The 19,870-nt window shown below is 66.8% G+C and carries 38 protein-coding genes; 15 read left to right on the plus strand and 23 right to left on the minus strand.

Translation table 11 applies throughout. The features are described from left to right. Positions 1–2: 2 nt before the first annotated feature. The 7 genes from IWC96_RS14455 to IWC96_RS14485 form a co-directional block, all read right to left on the minus strand. Positions 3–308: a hypothetical protein gene (locus tag IWC96_RS14455; protein ID WP_196839158.1), complete on the minus strand. Its 306-nt coding sequence runs from the start codon at positions 306–308 to the stop codon at positions 3–5. Beyond that, positions 253–663 carry a hypothetical protein gene (locus tag IWC96_RS14460; RefSeq protein ID WP_196839159.1) on the minus strand — a complete coding sequence of 137 codons (411 nt, stop codon included), beginning with the start codon at positions 661–663 and terminating at the stop codon, positions 253–255. Before IWC96_RS14460 ends, IWC96_RS14455 begins: the two co-directional genes overlap by 56 nt. Continuing rightward, positions 660–2,219 carry a hypothetical protein gene (locus IWC96_RS14465; protein ID WP_196839160.1) on the minus strand — a complete coding sequence of 520 codons (1,560 nt, stop codon included), beginning with the start codon at positions 2,217–2,219 and terminating at the stop codon, positions 660–662. Before IWC96_RS14465 ends, IWC96_RS14460 begins: the two co-directional genes overlap by 4 nt. Positions 2,220–2,260: 41 nt before the next feature. Beyond that, on the minus strand, positions 2,261–2,461 hold the full coding sequence (locus IWC96_RS14470) for a hypothetical protein (protein ID WP_196839161.1): 201 nt from the start codon (positions 2,459–2,461) through the stop codon (positions 2,261–2,263). Continuing rightward, the gene (locus tag IWC96_RS14475) at positions 2,461–3,117 is read right to left on the minus strand and encodes a hypothetical protein (protein WP_196839162.1); all 657 of its coding nucleotides are present in this window, start codon (positions 3,115–3,117) and stop codon (positions 2,461–2,463) included. Before IWC96_RS14475 ends, IWC96_RS14470 begins: the two co-directional genes overlap by 1 nt. After that, the gene (locus tag IWC96_RS14480; protein WP_196839163.1) at positions 3,114–3,407 is read right to left on the minus strand and encodes a hypothetical protein; all 294 of its coding nucleotides are present in this window, start codon (positions 3,405–3,407) and stop codon (positions 3,114–3,116) included. Before IWC96_RS14480 ends, IWC96_RS14475 begins: the two co-directional genes overlap by 4 nt. A gap of 193 nt (positions 3,408–3,600) precedes the next feature. After that, on the minus strand, positions 3,601–4,251 hold the full coding sequence (locus IWC96_RS14485; RefSeq protein ID WP_196839164.1) for a hypothetical protein: 651 nt from the start codon (positions 4,249–4,251) through the stop codon (positions 3,601–3,603). A 408-nt stretch (positions 4,252–4,659) separates the two neighbouring features. On the opposite strand from IWC96_RS14485, the gene IWC96_RS14490 reads away from it, so the two are divergent. The 4 genes from IWC96_RS14490 (at position 4,660) to IWC96_RS14505 (ending at position 6,434) form a co-directional block, all read left to right on the plus strand. Continuing rightward, the gene (locus IWC96_RS14490; protein WP_196839165.1) at positions 4,660–4,848 is read left to right on the plus strand and encodes a hypothetical protein; all 189 of its coding nucleotides are present in this window, start codon (positions 4,660–4,662) and stop codon (positions 4,846–4,848) included. 98 nt (positions 4,849–4,946) lie between these two features. Beyond that, positions 4,947–5,399: a hypothetical protein gene (locus tag IWC96_RS14495; RefSeq protein WP_196839166.1), complete on the plus strand. Its 453-nt coding sequence runs from the start codon at positions 4,947–4,949 to the stop codon at positions 5,397–5,399. A gap of 2 nt (positions 5,400–5,401) precedes the next feature. Next, positions 5,402–5,962 (plus strand): hypothetical protein, encoded by a 561-nt coding sequence (locus tag IWC96_RS14500; RefSeq protein WP_196839167.1) that lies wholly within the window; start codon positions 5,402–5,404, stop codon positions 5,960–5,962. Between the two features lie 193 nt (positions 5,963–6,155). Continuing rightward, complete coding sequence (locus tag IWC96_RS14505; RefSeq protein ID WP_196839168.1) at positions 6,156–6,434, plus strand: hypothetical protein; 279 nt, start codon at positions 6,156–6,158, stop codon at positions 6,432–6,434. Here IWC96_RS14505 and IWC96_RS14510 read toward each other — a convergent pair. The 8 genes from IWC96_RS14510 to ssb are packed head-to-tail and all read right to left on the minus strand — an operon-like array spanning position 6,431 to position 10,797. Next, positions 6,431–6,820, minus strand: a complete 390-nt coding sequence (locus IWC96_RS14510; RefSeq protein ID WP_196839169.1) for a hypothetical protein — start codon at positions 6,818–6,820, stop codon at positions 6,431–6,433. The two genes, IWC96_RS14505 and IWC96_RS14510, sit on opposite strands and share 4 nt — an antisense overlap. After that, positions 6,817–6,969, minus strand: coding sequence for a hypothetical protein (locus IWC96_RS14515; RefSeq protein WP_196839170.1), 153 nt, complete (start codon positions 6,967–6,969; stop codon positions 6,817–6,819). Before IWC96_RS14515 ends, IWC96_RS14510 begins: the two co-directional genes overlap by 4 nt. Beyond that, positions 6,966–7,817 (minus strand): DUF1376 domain-containing protein, encoded by an 852-nt coding sequence (locus IWC96_RS14520; protein ID WP_196839171.1) that lies wholly within the window; start codon positions 7,815–7,817, stop codon positions 6,966–6,968. The genes IWC96_RS14515 and IWC96_RS14520 overlap by 4 nt, the downstream gene beginning before the upstream one ends. Next, the gene (locus IWC96_RS14525; protein WP_196839172.1) at positions 7,814–8,347 is read right to left on the minus strand and encodes an HNH endonuclease; all 534 of its coding nucleotides are present in this window, start codon (positions 8,345–8,347) and stop codon (positions 7,814–7,816) included. The genes IWC96_RS14520 and IWC96_RS14525 overlap by 4 nt, the downstream gene beginning before the upstream one ends. Next, positions 8,344–9,759, minus strand: a complete 1,416-nt coding sequence (locus tag IWC96_RS16270) for a DnaB-like helicase C-terminal domain-containing protein (protein ID WP_196839173.1) — start codon at positions 9,757–9,759, stop codon at positions 8,344–8,346. The genes IWC96_RS14525 and IWC96_RS16270 overlap by 4 nt, the downstream gene beginning before the upstream one ends. Continuing rightward, positions 9,756–9,935 carry a hypothetical protein gene (locus tag IWC96_RS14535; RefSeq protein WP_196839174.1) on the minus strand — a complete coding sequence of 60 codons (180 nt, stop codon included), beginning with the start codon at positions 9,933–9,935 and terminating at the stop codon, positions 9,756–9,758. The genes IWC96_RS16270 and IWC96_RS14535 overlap by 4 nt, the downstream gene beginning before the upstream one ends. Beyond that, the gene (locus IWC96_RS14540) at positions 9,932–10,318 is read right to left on the minus strand and encodes an HNH endonuclease signature motif containing protein (RefSeq protein WP_196839175.1); all 387 of its coding nucleotides are present in this window, start codon (positions 10,316–10,318) and stop codon (positions 9,932–9,934) included. The genes IWC96_RS14535 and IWC96_RS14540 overlap by 4 nt, the downstream gene beginning before the upstream one ends. After that, entirely contained in the window at positions 10,318–10,797 is a 480-nt protein-coding gene (ssb, locus tag IWC96_RS14545; RefSeq protein WP_196839176.1) for a single-stranded DNA-binding protein, read from the minus strand. Before ssb ends, IWC96_RS14540 begins: the two co-directional genes overlap by 1 nt. Before the next feature lie 32 nt (positions 10,798–10,829). On the opposite strand from ssb, the gene IWC96_RS14550 reads away from it, so the two are divergent. Continuing rightward, positions 10,830–11,039 (plus strand): hypothetical protein, encoded by a 210-nt coding sequence (locus IWC96_RS14550; protein ID WP_196839177.1) that lies wholly within the window; start codon positions 10,830–10,832, stop codon positions 11,037–11,039. An 11-nt stretch (positions 11,040–11,050) separates the two neighbouring features. Here IWC96_RS14550 and IWC96_RS14555 read toward each other — a convergent pair whose 3' ends face one another. The 6 genes from IWC96_RS14555 to IWC96_RS14580 form a co-directional block, all read right to left on the minus strand. Next, positions 11,051–11,521, minus strand: coding sequence for a GcrA family cell cycle regulator (locus IWC96_RS14555; protein WP_196839178.1), 471 nt, complete (start codon positions 11,519–11,521; stop codon positions 11,051–11,053). Then, a complete protein-coding gene (locus IWC96_RS14560) occupies positions 11,518–11,973 on the minus strand; it encodes a RusA family crossover junction endodeoxyribonuclease (protein ID WP_196839179.1) in 456 nt (151 codons plus the stop codon). Before IWC96_RS14560 ends, IWC96_RS14555 begins: the two co-directional genes overlap by 4 nt. Beyond that, complete coding sequence (locus IWC96_RS14565; protein ID WP_196839180.1) at positions 11,973–12,206, minus strand: hypothetical protein; 234 nt, start codon at positions 12,204–12,206, stop codon at positions 11,973–11,975. Before IWC96_RS14565 ends, IWC96_RS14560 begins: the two co-directional genes overlap by 1 nt. Beyond that, on the minus strand, positions 12,206–13,375 hold the full coding sequence (locus IWC96_RS14570; protein ID WP_196839181.1) for a hypothetical protein: 1,170 nt from the start codon (positions 13,373–13,375) through the stop codon (positions 12,206–12,208). Before IWC96_RS14570 ends, IWC96_RS14565 begins: the two co-directional genes overlap by 1 nt. Further along, positions 13,372–13,800 carry a hypothetical protein gene (locus tag IWC96_RS14575; protein ID WP_196839182.1) on the minus strand — a complete coding sequence of 143 codons (429 nt, stop codon included), beginning with the start codon at positions 13,798–13,800 and terminating at the stop codon, positions 13,372–13,374. Before IWC96_RS14575 ends, IWC96_RS14570 begins: the two co-directional genes overlap by 4 nt. A gap of 316 nt (positions 13,801–14,116) precedes the next feature. After that, positions 14,117–14,311: a hypothetical protein gene (locus IWC96_RS14580; RefSeq protein ID WP_196839183.1), complete on the minus strand. Its 195-nt coding sequence runs from the start codon at positions 14,309–14,311 to the stop codon at positions 14,117–14,119. 87 nt (positions 14,312–14,398) lie between these two features. Between IWC96_RS14580 and IWC96_RS14585 the strand changes: the two genes are divergently transcribed. Beyond that, positions 14,399–15,082, plus strand: coding sequence for a hypothetical protein (locus IWC96_RS14585; protein ID WP_196839184.1), 684 nt, complete (start codon positions 14,399–14,401; stop codon positions 15,080–15,082). Position 15,083: 1 nt separating this feature from the next. Here the strand turns inward: IWC96_RS14585 and IWC96_RS14590 are convergent, their stop codons facing one another. Continuing rightward, positions 15,084–15,308 (minus strand): hypothetical protein, encoded by a 225-nt coding sequence (locus IWC96_RS14590; RefSeq protein WP_196839185.1) that lies wholly within the window; start codon positions 15,306–15,308, stop codon positions 15,084–15,086. A 214-nt stretch (positions 15,309–15,522) separates the two neighbouring features. Between IWC96_RS14590 and IWC96_RS14595 the strand changes: the two genes are divergently transcribed. The 5 genes from IWC96_RS14595 (at position 15,523) to IWC96_RS14615 (ending at position 17,535) form a co-directional block, all read left to right on the plus strand. Continuing rightward, entirely contained in the window at positions 15,523–15,750 is a 228-nt protein-coding gene (locus IWC96_RS14595; RefSeq protein ID WP_196839186.1) for a hypothetical protein, read from the plus strand. Positions 15,751–15,779: 29 nt separating this feature from the next. After that, positions 15,780–15,998, plus strand: coding sequence for a hypothetical protein (locus tag IWC96_RS14600; RefSeq protein WP_196839187.1), 219 nt, complete (start codon positions 15,780–15,782; stop codon positions 15,996–15,998). 19 nt (positions 15,999–16,017) lie between these two features. Beyond that, entirely contained in the window at positions 16,018–16,770 is a 753-nt protein-coding gene (locus tag IWC96_RS14605) for a hypothetical protein (RefSeq protein WP_196839188.1), read from the plus strand. After that, complete coding sequence (locus IWC96_RS14610; protein WP_196839189.1) at positions 16,770–17,042, plus strand: hypothetical protein; 273 nt, start codon at positions 16,770–16,772, stop codon at positions 17,040–17,042. The genes IWC96_RS14605 and IWC96_RS14610 overlap by 1 nt, the downstream gene beginning before the upstream one ends. A gap of 79 nt (positions 17,043–17,121) precedes the next feature. Then, positions 17,122–17,535 carry a hypothetical protein gene (locus tag IWC96_RS14615; RefSeq protein WP_196839190.1) on the plus strand — a complete coding sequence of 138 codons (414 nt, stop codon included), beginning with the start codon at positions 17,122–17,124 and terminating at the stop codon, positions 17,533–17,535. Between the two features lie 2 nt (positions 17,536–17,537). Here IWC96_RS14615 and IWC96_RS14620 read toward each other — a convergent pair whose 3' ends face one another. Then, entirely contained in the window at positions 17,538–17,927 is a 390-nt protein-coding gene (locus IWC96_RS14620) for a hypothetical protein (RefSeq protein WP_196839191.1), read from the minus strand. A 28-nt stretch (positions 17,928–17,955) separates the two neighbouring features. Here IWC96_RS14620 and IWC96_RS14625 point away from each other — a divergent pair, with 28 nt between their 5' ends. Genes IWC96_RS14625 through IWC96_RS14640 form a run of 4 tightly spaced genes read left to right on the plus strand, consistent with a single transcriptional unit; the run spans position 17,956 to position 19,866 of the window. Further along, positions 17,956–18,201 (plus strand): general stress protein, encoded by a 246-nt coding sequence (locus tag IWC96_RS14625; RefSeq protein WP_370541146.1) that lies wholly within the window; start codon positions 17,956–17,958, stop codon positions 18,199–18,201. Between the two features lie 29 nt (positions 18,202–18,230). Further along, positions 18,231–18,491 (plus strand): DUF2312 domain-containing protein, encoded by a 261-nt coding sequence (locus IWC96_RS14630; protein ID WP_196839193.1) that lies wholly within the window; start codon positions 18,231–18,233, stop codon positions 18,489–18,491. Between the two features lie 5 nt (positions 18,492–18,496). Further along, positions 18,497–19,219 (plus strand): lambda exonuclease family protein, encoded by a 723-nt coding sequence (locus tag IWC96_RS14635; protein WP_196839194.1) that lies wholly within the window; start codon positions 18,497–18,499, stop codon positions 19,217–19,219. Next, on the plus strand, positions 19,216–19,866 hold the full coding sequence (locus IWC96_RS14640) for a hypothetical protein (protein ID WP_196839195.1): 651 nt from the start codon (positions 19,216–19,218) through the stop codon (positions 19,864–19,866). Before IWC96_RS14635 ends, IWC96_RS14640 begins: the two co-directional genes overlap by 4 nt. Positions 19,867–19,870 lie beyond the last annotated feature (4 nt).

Raw genomic sequence — 19,870 nt, forward strand, 5'->3', positions numbered from 1 at the left:
GCTCAGAAGACCTCGCGGCTGATCGAACCGGAGCCGCCGATGCCGCCGGAACTGCCGCCGCCACCGCTGACCGAACCACCGCCACCGATGGGCGAGAAGGAACCGCCGCCGCCGAAGCCTCCACCGAACGAACCACCGGGGCTCACGCCCGCCAGAGAGGCGCGGCGTCCAAGCCGACGGACGCGCCGGCGGGTCTCATCGTCCAAGATGCCCTGCTGATTGTCGACGAACGCGGCGTCGGCGCGAGCCTGCTCACGCTCCCGTGCGGCCTTGGCCTCGGGGTCTTCCGTGTTCTTGGGGGCTTTCACTCGCACGGGGGTGCACCTCGACTGCGCCTGCCCGCACAAGGTCGCGCCTCAACCCCTCGGGTGAGAACGCACCCGACCGGAACGCCAGCGCCTGCTTCACGGTCCCGGTGCAGAAGAACGCCGGAAACAGCACGCGCCGGTCGCCTCTCGCGATCCGAAGCGCGCACGTCGACCGGGCCGTGGCGTCCACGAACCAGCGGTCGAAATCGGCGGGCCGGAACGTCAGGTATTCCGTCCAGCCCAGATGCGGGTCGATCACCAGCCAGCACGCGCTGACCGGGTCGAAGCCGCAGCACAGCACATGGCCCCAGGGCGTGCGGCCGCGCTCGAACAGGACGGTCCATTCCGCGATCATCGGGCGAACACCTTGGACGCCGACCGGGGGCCGCGGTCGTAGGGGTTGACCCGGCGCAGCGTGTTGACGCGCTGCGGCCGTGCGGCCCGGCCCAGCACCGTGCGCGACTCCCCGCCGCCCATGAAAATCTCCAGCATGGCGTCAACCGGGTGCGAATACGGGCCGGTCTTGTCCGGCTCGGTGTCGTAGGTCGGGGAGCCGCTGACCCGCTTGCGCTTGTAGCAGTAGCCGCCGGCCAGCGCCGTCACCACCGTGGCGCACGTCGACGAAACCAGCACGGCGGGCTCCCCGCGAATCATGCGGTTCAGCATGCTGGTGAAGGTCTCGATGCGGATGGCCCGGCGTCCGGCGTTGTCGGCCTTGCGGACCTGCATGCCGTTCTTGGCGAAGATGTCGAACGCGGTCCGGTCATCGACCTCCGACCGCTTCGAGTCTCCTGACGGGTCGCCCCAGAACAGGATGTCCGGCTGGCCCTCGCCGCCCCAGCCCGGGAACTTCAGGGCCAGGCGCCGCTTCACCATGGGCGCGAAATCCTCCGCCGCCATGTTCGAGCCGGTCATCTCGTCCAGCACGGACCAGCGGCCGCCGACGCACTGGGCCACCACCATCGCGGGCTGTCGTCCGAAGTCGAGGCCCACATGCAGGGTCACGCCCTCGGTGGCTTTCAGCGGGGCCTTCGACACATGCACGTCGCGGCTGAACATCGGGAACACCGGCCGCCCGGGCTGCTGGATCAGCACACGGTTCATCAGCTCGGCGTCGATCTCGTCCGTGGTGCGCCCGTCCAGCAGGGACAGGACGTTCTTCTCGCCCAGGATGTTGATGTTCTCGGCGTCCGGGTTGATCCGGTAGCCAGTCACGAAGCCGCGCTCGTCCTTGTCCTCGACGAACCATGCGGGCTGCACATGGAACTCCCAGTCGTCCGGGCGGACCAGTGACCGGCGTTCACCCTCGTCCATTTCCTCCGGGATGACGCCGTCGCCCCGCATCATGGGGATCCAGTGGCCTATCGGCGGCGCGTTCATGTCCAGCTGCAGGAACTTCGGCCCGTCCGGCACCGGGAAGTAGCCGGTCCGCGACAGCAGGGTCACGGTGAACTTGCGGCTGAAAAACTGCGCCTCGTTGATCCAGCCGCCGGTGTACTCCCGCGACATCAGGCTCGGAATGTCGTCGTCGCCGGAAAAGCTCTCGAAATGGAAGTCGGCCTCCACATCGCCGAACCGGACCTCATGCAGGAACGGCGCGGTCCAGTAGAAGCGGCCATAGACCGCCTCCGGGAACCATTCCAGCCAGGTCTTGATCGTCGACGCCTCGAGGTCCGGGTAGGTGTTCCGCACGATCAGCCAGCGGGACCGGCGCTTGCCCTGCGTCACCGGCACATTCATCGCCGCTTCCATGAGCCGCATGCAGCTGGCCACGGACGTGCCCGACCTGATCGGTCCCTGAATGCACGACAGCGCCTTCGCGTATGGCTCGGGCGCCGTGTAGGGGTTGCTGGCGAGGTAACGCTCCAGCGTGACCCCGTCGGGGATGTAGTGGCGGCCCTGCTGCGACATGGGCGGCAGGGTCAGCCTGACACCCGCCAGTCAGAACGCACTCAGAGCGGGACGGGGGCGCCGTTCTCGATGCGGTGCGTGGTGTCCTTGACCGGGGAGCCGTCCGGCAGCGGACACAGGGCGGCGCCCTCGTAGGCGGTCAACTGGAGCGTCGCATTGGCGGGCGTGCCGCCCACGACCGTCAGGATCGAGCCAGAGTCCCCGCCCGGCGCGTCAGGCTGGTAGATCGCGAACAGGGCCATCAGGGCTTTCTCAGGGTGATAACATCGGCATAGCGGCGGTTGGCGATTCCGACGTATTCGGAGCCGCTGGCCTGAGCCTGCAGAGTGTAGGTGAAAGTCCCGGCGCCGGGCGTGTCGGTGACCTTGGAGCCGTTCTTTCCAGCGGGCAGGACGTGGTTGCCGCCCGCGATCCTGACGCTCCCCGCATTGGACTGGGTGGCCATCTGGGTTCCGCCCTTGAACCACGCCGCCTGGATGAGCATCGTCGCCGTCAGGGCGTCGTCGACAGAGAAGTTGAACTGTCCATCGAGGCGGACCGTCTCACCCGCAATCGTCGTGACCACCAGCGTCGCCACCGTGACCCACCCCAACCCGGCGGAAATGTCGACATTTCCGTCCGTATAGGTGAACGTCGTCTGCCCGGCCGCACCCGCCACCATCTTCGCCGTCGGAACCAGATCATCATCCAGCCCGGCGTCATTCACCAGCTTCTCGCCATCCGTCTTGTCGAGGAACGCCTTCACGTCCTGCGTGCCCACCAGCAGGCCGGCGAACGGCTCCGACCCATCCAGGGCGCCGCGGATCAGCCGTTCCGCCCGGCCGTCTCCATCAGCGACCAGCACCGGCGAGCGCTTCACGCGGTCGTAGTAGCGGCTGATCGGGGTCCGGCGGCTCATGGCGTGGTCTTCAGTGACGGCCGCCAGTCGTCCTCGGCGCCGCTGTTGTGGATGTCGTCCGACAGAGCCTGCTGGATGGCATGCGGAAAGGCCCGCATCGGCATGACACCGCCAGTGTCCCACAGGGTGTAGAACCCGCCGTCAGACGAAACCGCCACCACGGCATAGGCCCGGACATCGCAGTCGCGCACCAGCTTGCCGACCTGTCGCGTCAGATCGGCGGCGACCACCCGCTTCCGGCGGGCCTCCACCTTGTTCCGGTGCATGCTCAGGCTGACAGGGCGCTTCATGGCGCCGACCATCCGCCCGCCACACCAGCCCGAAAACGCACCCGCCGCGATTAAGTAGGAAAATTTGCCGACTTAACTCGGGGGTGGGGGCACACGAAATTTCCGCCAGTCCCGTTCCCGAACACCCCGATCCCCAGACAGGCCAGAGAAGGGGTGGGGGTGCAAACTTTCCCGGACCATGCCCATAGGACGATCACCCGCCCGGTTTTTCCCGGGGGGGTGGGGTCTGACCGGACGGGCGCCCCTCTGATGCTGGAGCGGGTCGAGCCTCACCATGCGGGACGAGGTTCACTTCTGGGGGCTCTGACGCCTGCTCAGGCACCGTCCAACTGGGCTGATGTTGGACACTCGCCTGATGTATCAATGACTTGTCCAGCCTTGGAAGCTGATCGCCTGTCAGTTGCTGCGGGTCGCGGCGGTGGATCACGACCATCCGGCCCAGGTCGATGTGGATCGTCGGGCCGCTCTGGTCGGCGTACTCGCTGAACAACGCCCGGACCTGCTGCGACCACGCGCCGGCCGGGAACTTGTTGTCCTTCTCGCGGATCGCCAGCCGCGGTTGCCTTTGCCACCAGGCCTTCGCGCGGGTGCGGGCGCGTTGGAGCGCCTCCTTGAAGTCCGGATGCGCTTCACTCCACCCCATCATCGTTTCTTCGCTGATGCACCAGTGGGCGGCTAGTTCGGCGCCGGTCATGCCGATGTCGGCCAGGGCGATGGCCTCGTCGTTCAGTGCCGGGTCGTATGGGATGGGGTGTTGCCGCTGGGGTGTGGGGGTGTCGGATGCGGCTCGGATGCGTTCGAGCTCGGCCTGGGCTCTTGCGTGGGAGAGGGAGCGGCCGGCCATGTCGTGGGGTGCTCGTCGGGCTGGGGTGTCTGGCGGTTGCCGGTGGGGTGTCTGCGCGGGCGGGGCGACTTCGCGAAGGGTGCGCCTGTTTTCGAAAACGTGAGAACGCACCGGCTTTTGCTGCGGCCTAAGTCGTTGTTTTCGTTAGGCGCGGCCTACCCTGTTGCAGATCAATCCCACTTGACACGGTATTATGCGAAATCGACTAAGTGCCTGTAATCGTTCGCTGTAAGGTGGACCTGACACGCGCCGATCCTGCCCCCTCGCGGAGCCGCCCGCCCCTTACGCGCGCGGAGCCGCAAGGGTGGAGCGGCGCCCGAAAATACCCGCTTGACACCCTGAACTCCCTGACGTAGTGTTACGTCATCAGCCACGGCAATGGGCCGAGGCGAGATCGGAGAGACCGAGATGCAAACCTACCGCGTTTTCGACTGCACGCACGCTGCGAACCACCCCTCTGACATCGTGTTCTATGGCCCGCGCTGGGTCGCTCAGATGCTGGTGTGGGTGAAGGACCGGGGCGCCGGGTATTGGGACTACCAGTCCGAGGCGTCCTACCAGCGCCATTACGAGCGCTTTCAGTCGCTGGAGGGCTGAGCCTGACCCTTCAACCAGGGGGCCGCGTGTCGGCCCTCTCATTGAGCGATCAGGCTCACGGCCCGGAATGGTTCGGGCCGGAACACGGAGAGACCGTTGTGACCATCACCATTCAATCACTGGCCGCCGACCTGGGCCGGGCCTTTGAAGGCCGTTACCGGCCCGACTCAAGCTGCTTCCGCGCCCTTAAGGACGGGTCGCCGGAATGGATGACCGATTGCATCCACGCTGCGCACGGCGACCGGATGCCCGATGACTGGATTTACGCGGCTGTTGAGCGGGTCGCGGACGCCATTGGCGAAACCGACGAAGACGCGGACCTCGACGACGAAGCGCACGAAGCGATCGACGGCATGGTCGACGTTTACACGTCTGCGCTTTGCGACTGGCTGGCGTCGAGCGTGACCCGCCCCGGCTACTGCGACGAAGCGGCCGAAGAACTGGGCCGTCCGGACTCCATCGTTCAGGCCATGCAATGGGGCCAGTTCGCCGAGTACCGGGAAATCTGGGCCGCCGTCGTCGAGTTTCTGACCGAACAAGTGGAGGCGTGAGCATGACGCACTCCCAAGCCCTCGCCCTGTACGAACGGGCCTGCGCAACCCACGCCCGGAAAGACTGGCGCCTCGCCTGTCACGCCCTGGCCGAAGTGGTCCGCGCACTGCCCGCGTCCAAGCCGGAGCCGATGCGTGAAGCGTATGCGGCCCCGGCGCCGGACATGCCGAAGGACAAGCGCGTGTCCCTGCTGGAGTTCCTGTCGCTGCGAGGCGTCAGGGATCCCGGCAAGGAACTAGAGGTGCGCGACGTGCACCGGTGGCATCGCCTCGCCCCGTTCCGGCGCCGCATCGTCCGCGACGACGGCATGGACATGGAGGCCGCCGCCCTGCTGGCGTGGGAACACGGCTATTTCCCGGACATCAGCGAGACCAGCATGGAGTCGGGCGAGAACATGCACCCGGTCGACCGTGAGCGGTTCCTTTCGGCCATTGACCGCGAACTGTCCGGCCGCCCGGTCTATCCGTGGGAATACGACATCGGCGCGCCCTATGTGGAGCCGTGCCCGGCGGACCATGACCCGATCTGGGGTGAAGCGTTCCCCGAACTGGCGGTGGCGTGATGGACTCCGAACCCGTCACCCTCGCCGATGGTCCGGCCGATCAGCAGCTGGTGCCCGGTGTGGCGCCAGTGGCTGCGGCCGTCCGGGCGTGCGACACGGAACGCAGGCGCCGGGACGCCAGACGCGGACACGCGGCCTTGCCTTCGGGCTCGCTCTGGGATGAAACCGCGCAACGCCAACAGGAGCTGTTCTGATGCCCGACCACCAAACCCACGCCGAACTGTTCTGCGCCGCTGGTCGGGCGTTGTTCGGCGAGAACTGGCAACAGCCCACGGCGCGGCTGCTGGGCTGGAAGCTGGTCAACGGGCAGAACCGGGCGGTGCAGCGCATCAAGGCCGCTGCGGATGCTGGCGAGGAATACGGGATCAACCCCGCCGTGCTGGCTGAACTGGCCGGCCACCTCGCTGACAGGGCCACCGAGTGCAAGGGCCTGGCCCGGCGTCTGGCTACGGCCGCGAAGCCCCGCACCTAGCCGTTCACCCTCAACCCCTGCAACACGGCCCACGGATCGCGCGCAGGCCCGGTCCGTGGGTCTTCGGCTATCTGGACGCCGAACAGGTCGGCGATGGGCCTGTGCGGCGCTCTGTGCGTCTTCTGGCGCCGTTCCCCGGTGTGACCGCGCCCGGACCCCATGCCCTGTGTGTCCAGCCAGTGGTGGACCTGCTGCCTGATCTGGTTCAGCTGGGCGTCGGAGTCACGCGGCGAACCGCTCACCGGGAACTTGCCACGAAACCGGCCGGTGCTGCTGTGGACGGTGACGGCGAAGTGCACACGGCCCGGCGTCAGGCTGCACACGAATCCGCGGGGCTCGAGGATCCCGGCGATGAGGGCGAGGGCTTCGCGGTGGTGGCGTTTCACCGCTCACCCCCTGCCCGCGCCGTGGCCAGTCCGTCCAGCACGACACCAATCAGCAGCACGACCCACCACGGCAACTCGCCAAGGCCGGGCGCACCGACAGCAGCGGCCAAATGATCGTCGAAGCACCACCACAGCAGAAACAGGATCATCCCACGCCCTCCAGCAGTTCGGCCGGGCACAGGCACTGCGGGTCGCCCGGCTCCGGGCCCCACAGCGACTCGATCCACCGGCCTGTCTGGCGCCAGACCTGCACGCGGGCTGGCCAGTCGGGGCCCTCGGGCAGTGACAGTTGCGCCGTCCCCTTCCTTCGCCCCACGGCATCAGCAGCCTTGCGCAAATAGCTCTGCGGGTCGCCGGTGCTGTTGGCCTGGGCCTGTGCGATGCTGGCCAACAGGTCGCGAGCCTGAAGCCCGCTTTCCTTCAACAGGCGGCCAAAGAATGACCGGGCCTGTTTGTCCGATACCCCGGCACTGGCCAGCAGGGTGACGACCTCGGCCCATGCCTTCTTGTCGGGATCGAGAGGCGCGTCGGCGCCCGTTCCGTTAGGAACGGAAGAAGGTATCTCCGAAGGAGATTGTAACGCGACACCCGCGTGTGTTTCGTTTTGGTTTCCGGTTTGGTTATCCTCAGGCAAACCATTTGGTTTTTTCTCGGTTTTAGTTTGCTTCGGTCTCCCGCCTCTTTTTCCGCTCTGTCGACGGGACTCGCTGATGGCTTTCGCCTTCGCGATCTCTCGGTCCATTCGAGGCGAGCGCCACTCGCCCCCATCCTCGATGAAATACCGCTGGAGGGTCGGCTTGACCCGTCTCCAGGCGGCCGGCGTCATCCGCGTGACAGCGGCCAACTCGGCGTCAGTGGCCGAAACAGGCCCTCCGCAGTTCCACGCCTCGATCAGCAGCAACAGATATGCACCGTGCTGCTCGGTGTTGAGCCGCTGGGTGTCTCTGAGGTAGTCGGCGGTGTGGAAGGGGAACCAAGTGTCGGACCTGCGGGTCATTGTTCGCCCTCCCTGATCTTGTTCCAACAGACCGCGCAGAAGTACCGAAAGACGCCATTGTCGTTGTAGATGCGCGCGGCGCGCGCCAACTCGGCGGCTTCAAGAACGTCGTTGACGCCCAGCTTTTCGATGAACCGCTTGATCGACACCAACCGGTCTCGCTTGATCGACGTTTCCCCCGTGAGCGCATCGACGACCTCCCAGGCCTGATCCTCGATGCGCTCACGGCGTGCCTGGAGTATCTCGTTGATGCCGATGAGTTGGGCCTCGGCCTCAGCCACGCGTGCCGCTTTGTCAGCGAGCGACTCCGGCGCCACGCGCAGGTCGCGGGCTCCCTTGCCGAGGTTGCAGGGCTCGCAGGCGGTGATCAGGTTATCGTCGTCGTTCTCCCCGCCCGCTGCGACCGCAACGATATGGTCAACGTGCAGCAGGACGCGCGGTGGGGTCGCCCCGCAATACTGACAGGTGAATCCATCCCGCTTGAAAATCTCGAAGCGGCGCATCTTGCTGATTGGTTTTCTCTGGCTCACGACCAGTCCCCCTCATCCTGAACGACATCGTATTTTGCGAGATAGCGCTGGCGATCGGTGCCGATGGGGCCGCCGCGGTTCTTCGCGGTGATGACCTCCATGGTGGCCTCGCACTCGACCAGGCGCATGGAATGTTCGGCCTCGCTCTCGCCTTTGCGGGGCCCCTCGCGCTCGAGGTAATAGGCGTCGCGGTAGCAGAACAGGACATGGTTGGCGTCCTGCTCGATGGCGCCGGACTCGCGCAGGTCCGACAGGTTCGGGCGCTTGTTCTCGCGCTCCTCCACCTTGCGCGACAACTGGGACAGCAGGACCACGCAGCACTTCGCCTCGCGCGCCAGTTGCTTCAGGGCGGCCGTCATCTGGCCCAGCACGGCGGCGTCGTTGCTGTTGCGGCTGTCCGGCCGCCGCATGATCTGGAGATAGTCGATGAAAATGGCCGCGACCGGCCGTTTCCGCACCATGGCGAGGGTGCGGCGGCGGACGTATTCCACGGTCAGTACGGGGCTGTCGTCGATCCACAGATTGGCCGGCGCGCGGGTTCGCAGCCGGTCCAGCCGGTCCAGCACGTCCGGCGCCAGTGGATCTGGCGCGGTCATGTCGAAATAGGGGATGCCGTGGCCTTCCTCGAACGAGAACTGCGCCAGCGACCGGTGATCCAGTTCCTCGCGGTCCATCTCCTGAGAATAGAAGATCACGGTCCGGTCGCTGTTCCTGCGGGCGCATCCGACAGCCCCGGCGCGGGCCAGTCCGGTCTTGCCCATGGATGGCCTGCCGCCGATCAGGAGCAGCCGCCCGGGGTGCAGACCACCCAGGCGCCGGTCGAAACAGCGCAAGCCGGTCATGGCGCCCCGCTGACGGCCCGTGGCGGCCTCTTCACGCATGGTCTGGACCGTCTGCGCCATAGACGCGGGCATGTCGGTCAGGAACGCCTCGTCGGGCGCGCTGGAGGCCATGATGGACCCCATGGCCCGCTCAGCCTCGGCGGCGATCTCGAACGGCTCCCGCTCGCCTCGATAGGCGTCCTGTCCGGCCTGCTGGACCGTGGCGATGATCTGGCGGCGGCGATAGGCGTCCATGACGGCGCCCGCGTATTCAGCGATCAGTCTGGGAGCCGGGGCGTTCTCGACCAGGGTGGCCAGGTACGCCATCCCGCCCGCGGCCTCGATGTCGCGGTTCTCGCGCACCAGCCGGATCACGGTCGTCGGGTCCGCCAGCCTGCCCTTGCCGATCAGGTCCGTGGTCACGTCCCACAGGATGCGGTGCAGCGGGTCAGAGAAGGCGTCCAGCGGCACGGGCTCGTTCAGGCTGGCGAAGGCGTCGTTCTCGAACCAGACGCAGCCCAGCAGCGCCTGTTCGGCCTCTACGGCGTGGATGGCGGATTGCTGGACCTCATCCGGCGCGAGGGATGTCACCGCACCACCACCCTGCCATCGCGCATGGTCACGGACTGTCCCTCGCGCAGGCTGACATCGGTGACGATCTGGGGCGGTCCGTCGAAGCCCTTGGCCCAGCGGATGACGCCGACAATGGCGCCGTCGGCATTGGAATAGACGCGGCTGATGGAGCCGAGGGGCGGCTTGGTGGTCATGCGGCCCTCCGTCGGGTGCGCAGTTGTTCGAGGTATCCCGGCGCGTTCAGGTTCTCCTTCTGCGTGCCCCACGCGAGGTTCTCTGGCCGATTGTTTCGGCTGTTCTCGTCGAGGTGCATGCAGACGGGCTTGTCGTCGGGCTGCGGGCCGTGGAACGCCTCACAAACCAGACGCGCGACCTTGTAGGTCTGCCCCCGGAACTGGAGGACATATCGGCAGTCCTGTTCGGACCACGCGCCAAGCGTGGGCTGGCCGCCGTAGGTCTTCACGCCCCCCTTGGGCATGGCCCCGTGCCACGGAATGCGCATCAGCCGCCCATGTGAGGACGCCAGATATTCAGGCAGGCTCGGGATGGGCCGCCATGTTTCGACCTGGGCCGCCATCAGAAGGGCACATCCTGATCGCCGAAGCCGTCATCGGCGGTCGTGCGGTCGCCGCGCGTGGTCATCCCGCTGCCGGTCGAATAGCCGTCAGACTGGCCAGAGCCGCCGCTGGAACGCTCGCCGTCATCCTTGCCGCCCAGCATGGTCAGCGTGCCGTTGAACGCCTTGAGCACGATCTCCGTGGCGTACTTCTCGACGCCCGCCTGATCGGTGTACTTTCGGGTCTGGAGCGCGCCCTCGACGTAGATGGTCGAGCCCTTCTTCAAGTAGGACTCAGCGATCTTCACCAGCGGCTCATTGAAGATGGTGATGCGGTGCCACTCGGTCTTCTCTTTCTTCTCGCCGGTGGCCTTGTCGGTCCATCGTTCGGACGTGGCGAGGGACAGGTTGGCCACCCGGTCGCCGCTGTTCATGGTGCGGATTTCCGGGTCGCGGCCCAGATTGCCGATCAGGATGACCTTGTTGACGCTGCCCGCCATGCGGAGCTCCTGTGATTGAGCACTCGCGCGGCATGGTCGGCGTCACGGCCGATCATGGCGTCGAGGGCCTGGTTGATGTGTTCGGGTTCGCGGTCGAGGTGCTGACCTATGGCGCGGTTGCTGTGCCCGCCTGCCTTGCGATCGCGGATGACGACCATGTCGTCGGTGCTGAACGGGCGCATCAGACGAACCGCCGGAGAAGGCGCTCCATGTCCTTGCCCGTGGACGCGCTGCCGGGCTGATAGGCCATGCCCTAATGTGTCTGGCAGTACGGGCTGCAGTCCGTGGACGCCCGCCCACAGAACACCCGCCCGACGCGCTCGCCGATGATCCAGCGGCAGTCGTCCTTGCCCAGCTCCATCAGGGTCTTGGTGGGCGTCAGGGGTTCGGGCGCCGGGGTGTGGCGCGGCGCTTGCTGGCCTCTCACCGTCGGCGCCGCTCCGAACACCACGGCGACCTTTTTCTGGGGGCCGGGCTTCGGCGGCTTGGCGTAGCGGGTGCGCTCGACCTTTGGGGCGCGCATCGGGCGGTCGCGTCCGACAGGCGGCAGTCCCCTGTCGGGCTGCGACAGACCCATGCGATGCAGCTTGCCGATCACGGCGTTGCGGCTGACCACGCCCTTGAACTCGCGGCTGATCTCGCTGCACGACTTGCCCTCCAGCCACAGCTTTTTCAGCGCCTCCACACGGTCGTCATTCCAAGGTGAAACCCCGACGTTCGTCATGCCGCTTCCCTCCCCTCGTCCGCCTCGATGGCGGTGACCTTGACGGTGATGCGGTCGACGGCGGACCAGCGGCGCCAGAAGACGAGCCCGGCGACTTGCGCGTCGTCGAGGAAGGCGATCCCGTTCATGCCGTCGAGGATGGCCTTGGCCAGATTATCGATGTCAGGCTTGCCGGTGATCGGCGTGCCCAGCATCGCCGCCGCCTTCTTCCGCGACCACGATTTCAGCGGCGCGCGCTCGACCAGGATGTCCACCACCACGGCCTCTTCCACGGCCAGCGGTTCGCCCGACCGCAGCATGGCGGCCTTGGCGGCGTAACCGATGGCGGTCTCATAGTCGGCGGTCTTCTTCGGCGTGTAGGTGCGGACGTTGCCGCCGATCCGCGCGAACTTGGGCCGGGCTTTCCCGACGGCTGGCGCGTCGTAGGTGAACTCGCAGATGACGCGGGGCATCAGTTGACATCCTCGCAGGTGCAGGAGGCTGGCTTCCGGTCTTCCGCGATCCAGCACATGGCCGCCTCTCGCGAAGGGAAGCGGACATCCTCCCACCGGATGCGCGGAAGAAAGGCGCCACGGTTCCACCGGGCTCGCTGGATGCGAACCGACATGCCGTCGGTGATCCGGTCCACGGTCCACCAGTCGTTCCGGTGCGGCTCGGTGTGGTGGCAGATGCGGTATTCAGCCATCACTCGCTCCCCTTCGTCGCCATGAAGTCCGCGAACCGGCGCCGGAATGCGTCGGCGCCCTCAAGGGCCGCGTCGTGCCGCGCCGGATCGGTCAGGTTCGCGCCCGGCTCACGGCCCAGCACCGCGTCCGCCCAGCCAGAGCGCCATGCGGAAACCAGAGGATCTTCGGTCGGCGCGTCGAGGGTGCGGCGGGTCTCGCGCACTTCCTCCACCTCCACGTCCATCGACATGATGGCCGACACGATCACGGCGACATCGCGCTGTTCCCGTTCCTGGGCCTCGCGCGGGGTGGTCAGCATGCGGATGGCGGCGGACAGGCCAGCGACGGAAACGCCGGTGTCCTCGGCCAGCAGGGACGCCGCCCTGATCTGGCCCTTGACCATCAGGTGCACGGCGATGCTGATGGGGGTGTTGACCTTGCCGACGCCACCGCCGGTCCCGTCATCGGCCTGCATGACCAGCGCGCGCACCCTCTGGCGCCACCGCTCCGTCGTGCGTTCCTCGCGGACTTCCTTGGCGGCGGCCTTCACAGCTGCGGCGCCTTCCCCGGCCACCTCGACCTGACGCTCATTGGACAGGGCGGACACGGCGGCGGCGGCGGACACGCTCACCTCGCCTGCGTCCACCATTTTCTGCACCTCGGGCGCGGCGTCCTGCTGCACGGCCTTGGCCGTCCGCACGCTGCGGTCCGACACGTTCAGCATCCCGGCCGCCTGTGCCTGGGTCGTGGCCGACGGTTCGGAAGTAGGCAAATTTTCCGGCTTACCGGCCGGGCGGTGGGGCGGCAGCTTGGCGATCCGCGCCGCGATCATCGCGCGCTGGCTCTCGTTCAGATGCCGCCGTTGCAGGTTCTCCGACAGGACGAACGCCACCGGGTCATCGCCGGTGAAGGTGACGGTGCGATAACCGACCCCGGCCTCGCGCGCCGCCAGATAGCGGTGCCGGCCGTCGAGGATCATCCCGTCCAGCAGCACCAGCGGACGCCGGACCCCGTTGGCCTTCACGTCCACGACCATCTTGGCGAAGTCCGCGGCGCCCATTTCGGGGAAGATGCTGCACAGCGGGTGCAGGCGCATCGGCAGCGCCCGGCCCTCGCTGTCCGTCAGCAGGCCGTCATACCCGCCGGTGATGTCGCTCGCGCCTTCGTCCTCGGTCGTCAGGTCGATCACCGGCGGGTCTCCGTTTCCATGTGTTCAAGGTTCAGTCGGGCGGTCCGGTCCAGAACCGGAGCCGCGCGGCGCGCAGGGCGAGAGACAGCGCCCTCAACCTGGCGCGCCATCGCCCGCTTGCGTTCGAGTTGGGTTTCAAGGTCACGCACTTCCTGTTCGAGCCGGGCCACCGTCTCGTCGATCTCGGGGGCGAACACGGCGTTCAGCACGTCATTGCCGAACCGCCGCGCGATGGCCGCCCAGTGGCGGGATGACGGCCATGACCCGCTCAAGATATTCTCCGCCGTCTTCGGCGTGCAGTCGATTTCGCGGGCCAGACGCTTGATCGCGTGGCCGTCCGCGTATTGAGTGCGCAGATAGCGGGCGAGCCGTCCGCGCGGTTCGTGGGATTCCGTCCCCATGCAAGTCACTCCGGTGCAGGTCATGAATGAGCCTGCCTTCCGGTGGAGATGCCGGGGCGCTTAGGAGACTGGACTTGGACGACCCGCACATCCTCTCGGCCATTGAAAATGCGACGGCGGCTTCCCGCTGGCGTCACATGGCCCGGTTCGAGGTTGGCGAGACAGCCGCGCGCTATACGCGGCTCAGCGAAATGAGGTCGGCGGCTGCAACCGTCGCTCTCAAGAAAGTCGTGGACGGGACCGGGCGCGAACCCGGTCCCCCCACCACGCACAGCGGCAGACGGGGGGGCGTAGCCCGCCGCGCGCGATCCCAGAAATGAATTTGCCCCCGGCCGCTGCATCAGGCGGCCTTGGTCTCGATCAGCGACCGGAGACCCGACCGCGCCCGCTCCAAGCTGCGGAGCGTCGGCGAGACACTGCCGTCGCGCCACTTCCACCACAGCGAGTCATGAACGCCGCCAGCCTTGAGGGCGTGGTGCGGCTGTACGCCAGCTTCGGAGCATTCACGCTCGAAATCGGAAATGATGTTCGACATGGCGGCGACGATGCCGCATTTCTGCGGCTCTGTAAACCGCATTCATTCGGCTCGCATCGCGCGCGCCGTCGCTGAATGGTGCGGCGCATGGACGATGTGGCGAGAATCATTCGCGAGTGGATGGCCGAGGTCATGGAGAAGACCGGCTGGTCCGCCGCCAAGTGGGCCCGCGAGGCCAAGGTTGCGCCGTCCACTGTCCAGAAGGCGGTGAAGGACGACTATCAGTTCGTCACCTCATACCGGACGCTCTCCAAGCTGGCCAAGGCGGCGAACGTTGAGCCGCCGGACGTGCCGAACGATGCGCCGGTCACCCAGGACGCGGCCTTCCTCCCTGTTCGTTATGAGGTCGGCGCCGGTCTTTGGCAGGAAGTGACCGACGCGCAGACCTTCTATGGATCTGGCCCCGTAGCGCCCGACCCGGCTTACGCTGGCTTCCCGCAATGGCTGGAGCGCGTCACCGGCGACAGTATGAACCTCATCTACGGTGAAGGGGCCCTCGCGCACGTCGTGGACGCGTTGGCGTTAGGTTATGCGCCGACGCATGGCGATCACGTCGTCATGGTGCGCCGGCGCTTTGGTGGACAGGCAATGGAGCGCACGATCAAGGAGGTGGTGCGCACACCCTCTGGTGGTCTTGAGTTCTGGCCGCGCTCCACGAACGCCAGATGGAACAAGCCGGTTGTCCTGACCGAAGGCGTGATCGACGGCGATGATTTCGAGGTCGAGATCGCGGGCCTGGTCATCGGGGCGTATCTCGCCCGCAGGCGCTGATCTATTCGCCGATCAGTCGAGGCTTCCGGGTTTGGGACCGGGCGATCACCCCAACCGCGAACGGCGCGACCACGAAGGCGCCGACCTGAACGACCAACATCATGGCGAAATGCCCGGCATCGGGCGATCCTGAAATCATCCGGACAGTCAGACCCGCCGCCGCGCCGAGCAAGCCGACGGGCACCATAAGGGCGGCGGCTGACGCCAGCCCGGCGAGCAGGATCATGGCGCCGTCCAGCCACGCGCCCCCAAGTCGCTCCATCGCCATGCCCTCCCGCACGGTTCGCGCCATCCCGAACACTACGGAATGCGAGCTTGATGCCAAAGCCGAATAAATGCGGTTGACAGTTACGCCGCATTTATGCGTCTATGTCTCCATCAAACCGGAGGACGCACTGACCGTCCTCCAGTCACCGGCATTGCCGAGATGGAGAGAGATGATGGAAGCCAAGTTCACCCAATCCCGCAGCGACATGCACTGGAGCCTCTATGCTGGCGAAGACGGGTTCGTTCGTTGGGGCGGCTACGACGATCAGAACTGGTGGGAGAATGTCGCCAAGAGCGACCACGCCAGAACTCGCGTCGGCAAGGCAACAGGACGGGCGTTCGTGATCGATTTCGACACCTGTCAGGTCGAGGTCCGCGAACCCGCCACGGGCGCCGCCTAACCCCCACCCTTGGAGAGAGAGACTAAGCCATGAAGCTGTCTGAACTGATTTCCCGCTACGGCGACGACGACGTGCAGTTCCAGAACTTGGACCAGTGCGCCACCGACCTGAACTACGCCGCCAAGACCGGCACGAAGATCACCTTTGGAACCGAGCAAGCCGTCGATCTGAACGGCACGAAGAAGCTCGGGCTGGTGGTCTGGATGGACCGTGATCGCGTGGCGGAAATCGTCAACGCGAAGTCCTAACCACCCTTGGAGAGAGACAATGGCGGAAGCCCTGTCGACCGAACACCCCATCCGCATCGGCCAACTCGTCCCGGCCGTGATGAAGGACATCGAGCGCCGGGTCATGCAGGCCCAGGGCGGCGAGAAGCTGCTGGCGATGAAGGCGGACGTGGAGCGGTGGATGCCGCCGGTGTTCGGGTCGGCGCGGTCGCGTCTGGCTGGCCGGGCGCTGGAGCTTGTCGGCGTGCCGTACCGCTTCAAGGGCGAGGACATCACCGGCATGGACGACTGGGGGCTGGTCCGCCAGTGCGTGGACCCGGCGATTGGCGATGTCCCCTGCCCGGTGTGGCGCGACGAGCCCGGCTACAGCGTGCTGACCGGGTCGGCGCAGATGGCGCTGCTGTCGTGGGGCGCTGGCCGGATCGAACCGCGTCAGGCTGAACCGGGCGACATCCTGCTGTTCCAGATGAACGACGCGGGCGGCATGCACCCGGCGGTTCTGACGGCGCCCGGACGCTCGTTCCCCGCCGCCCTGTTCAACAGCGACCGCGCGACGGAGCCGGTGATGATCCACGGCTACTGGGGTCGCGCCGTCATCGAAAGCTGGCTGGGCGACTGGTGGATGGAGCGCCTGCACAGCGTCTGGCGCATCGGTGAACGCGGCGCCCCGGCCCGTCCCGCCGCCGACGAAACCCCGCGCCAGATGGTCGCCCGCATGGCCGCCGATCTGGCCGCGACCCAGGCCGAAATCTCCGCCATCGCAGACATGCTTTCCAACAATGGAGACGACTGATGAACTCGCCCCTCGATCTGGCGCGCGCTGCATCCGGCCGCCCCGACTACCACGTCGTCACCGCTGGTGGCGCCACCGTGTACACCACCAACAGCCGTGAAGCCGCGATGACGTGGGCCAAGGTCAACCAGCGCGAACGGCCCGGCTGCTTCGTCCGTGAAGTCGTGGTGCTGGTGCAGGAGCGGACCATCTACCGGCCGCGCGCGCCGAGGCCTGCGACCCGTCCGGCCGATGACTTCGCCATCCCGGCTTATGCGGGAGCGGGGGCATGACCCGCACGTCCAACCTGCCCCTGATCCTGGCCGTGGTCATCTCGCTCGTCGGCATCCTGCTCTGCGCCGTGGTGACGGGATGAGCCGACGCTTCGCAGAGGACACGTCCGTTCCCGTCTCGCGGACGCAAGACGAGATCAAGAGCCGGCTGCGGCAGTGCGGCGCGGAAAGCATCGCCGTGTTCGAGAGCGACGAAAGGTCGGCCATCGCCTTCCGCCTGAACACCGCGATGTATCGGATCAGTGTGCCGGTCGATCCTCAAGCCAAGAACGCCGCGCAGGACCAGCGCCGTGCATGGCGGCTTCTCGGTCTCTTGATGAAGTCCAAGCTGGAGGCGGTGCGCGAAGGCGCCACGACAGTCGAGCGCGAGTTCCTTGCCGACATGCTGCTCTATGACGGGCGCACCGTCAGCGAGTGGGCCGCTCCTCAGATCGAACAGGCCAACCGCGAAGGCCGGATGCCGACGCAGATGCTGCTGGAGGGACCGCGATGACCCTACGCCGCGCTCCGGAACACCATGCGGGTCGTGACCACGCGCTCATGAACCAGCGGCTGATCGCGCCGACGGTTCGAGTACGGCGTGTGCGCGGCCTCCAGCAGGGGCGGCGCATCGGACGCGGCGACCAGCGCCTCCGCAGTCTCCCGGTCCATCAGCACCAGCCGCAGGCCCACCGCGTCCATCCAGTCGAACAGCGTCTTGGACACGCCCCAGATCACGCGCCGGCCGAACCGTCGAAGCGGCGCCTCGACCTTCCCCGCGTATCCCTCCTGCCAGCCGATCATGTCGTCCAGCTCAGCCTGGGTGATGTCCAGATCGAGGCGGCGGGTGCGCAACAGCCCCGCCAGTTGTTCGTCGTCGCGAAGAATGACCGGCCGGACCTGCATATCCCGAACCCCCAGATGGAGCGCCCCCGTGACTGACCAGATACCTGATGTTGAGCCCGCCGTCGACGGTGCGTTGTCGAAGCCCGCCAAGTCCCGCCGCGGCTTCGCCAGCATGGACCCCGCCAAGGTGCGCGAGATCGCGGCCATGGGCGGCGCCGCTGTCCCGTCCAACCGCCGCTCGTTCAGCCAGAACCGCGACCTCGCCCGCACCGCCGGGGCCAAGGGCGGCTCCATCTCCCGTCTGCCCCTGACGCCGCAGCAGACCTGCGACTGACCTTCACCCCCGACCACAAGGAACACCCCATGACCGACGCTAACCCCGATGTCCTGAACGCCTCCGCACAGGGCCGCCTCCGCACCATCATCGAACGGCTGGAACGCCTCGAGGAAGACCGCGAGGCCATCGTCGGCGACATGAAGGAGGTCTTCGCCGAGGCCAAGGGCGAGGGCTACGACGTGAAGACCCTGCGCAAGGTGCTGAAGATCAGGAAGCTGGATCGCGCCAAGCGTCAGGAGGAGGAAGCCATCCTCGACCTGTACCTGGCTGCGCTGGGCGAGGTCTGAGCCTGATGGCCACCGCCACCACCACGGCGCCCGTCAAGACCAAGGGCCACGTCACGCATCACGCCGACGTGGTCCAAGGCTCCGACGAATGGCACGAAGTCCGGCGCGGGCTGCTGACGGCCAGCGAGATGAAGCTGATCGTCACCCCCACGCTCAAGGCCGCGTCCAACGAGAAGGAACGCTCGCACCTCTACGAACTGCTGGCCCAGCGGATCAGCGGCCACGTCGAGCCGCACTACGTCAGCGACGACATGCTGCGCGGCAAGGATGACGAGCTCGAGGCCCGCGAACTCTACAGCCGGACCTATGCGCCGGTCACGGAAGTCGGATTCATCACGAACGACCGCTGGGGCTTCACCCTCGGTTATTCCCCCGACGGTCTGGTCGGCGATGACGGGCTGATCGAGTGCAAGTCCCGGCGCCAGAAGTTCCAGATCCAGACCATCGCCGACCGCGAGATGCCCGCCGATTTCACCATCCAGGTGCAGACCGGGCTGCTGGTGTCGGAGCGCAAGTGGATCGACTTCGTCAGCTACTGCGGCGGTCTGCCCATGGTGACGATCCGCGTGTTCCCGGACCCGGTCATTCAGGCCGCCATCCTCGACGCCGCCACCGACTTCGAGAAGCGCCTGCAGGAGCGGATGCGCGCCTATCAGGACGCGCTCGCTGCTGTCGGCGCGCGTCTCATCCCCACCGAACGCCGCATCGAACAGGAGATGTTCATTTGACCGACATGACCAGCGCCATCACCCCGAAGTCGGACCAGCTGAACGCTGACGACCTGATCTCCGGGCCCCGCACCATCCGCATCAGCCGCGTCGATGTCCGCGCCACGCCGGAACAGCCGGTGTCCATCTTCTACGACGGCGACAACGGCAAACCTTGGAAGCCCTGTAAGTCCATGTCCCGCGTCCTCGTCGCCGCATGGGGCCCGGACGCGAAGGCCTACACCGGCCGCGCCCTGACCCTGTACCGCGACCCCAAGGTGAAGTGGGGCGGCATGGAGGTCGGCGGCATCCGCATCAGCCACATGACCGACATCGAGCGCGAGATGGTGATGGCCCTGACCGAGACGAAGGGCAAGCGGGCGCCGTTCAAGGTCAGGCCGCTCCAGAGCGCCCCCCAGACGCCCGCCTCGCCCCCCGCCCAGTCAGACAACCAGCCGCCCTCCGACGCCCCCACACGGGCCGCTCTGGAGGCCGAGGGCATGATGGCCGCCGAGCGGGGGACTGTGCCCCTGCAAGCCTGGTGGGGCCGACTGACGCCCGACCAGAAGACCGACCTGAAAGCCTACCTCGACGGCACCCTGAAATCCGAAGCCGCGAAGGCCGATGCGTCCATGGCGCCGGCCGATGACGGCTTCCCCGGCGACTGAGAGG

The organism is Brevundimonas sp. BAL450 (genome assembly GCF_015767455.1).
GTDB classification, from domain to species: domain Bacteria; phylum Pseudomonadota; class Alphaproteobacteria; order Caulobacterales; family Caulobacteraceae; genus Brevundimonas; species Brevundimonas abyssalis.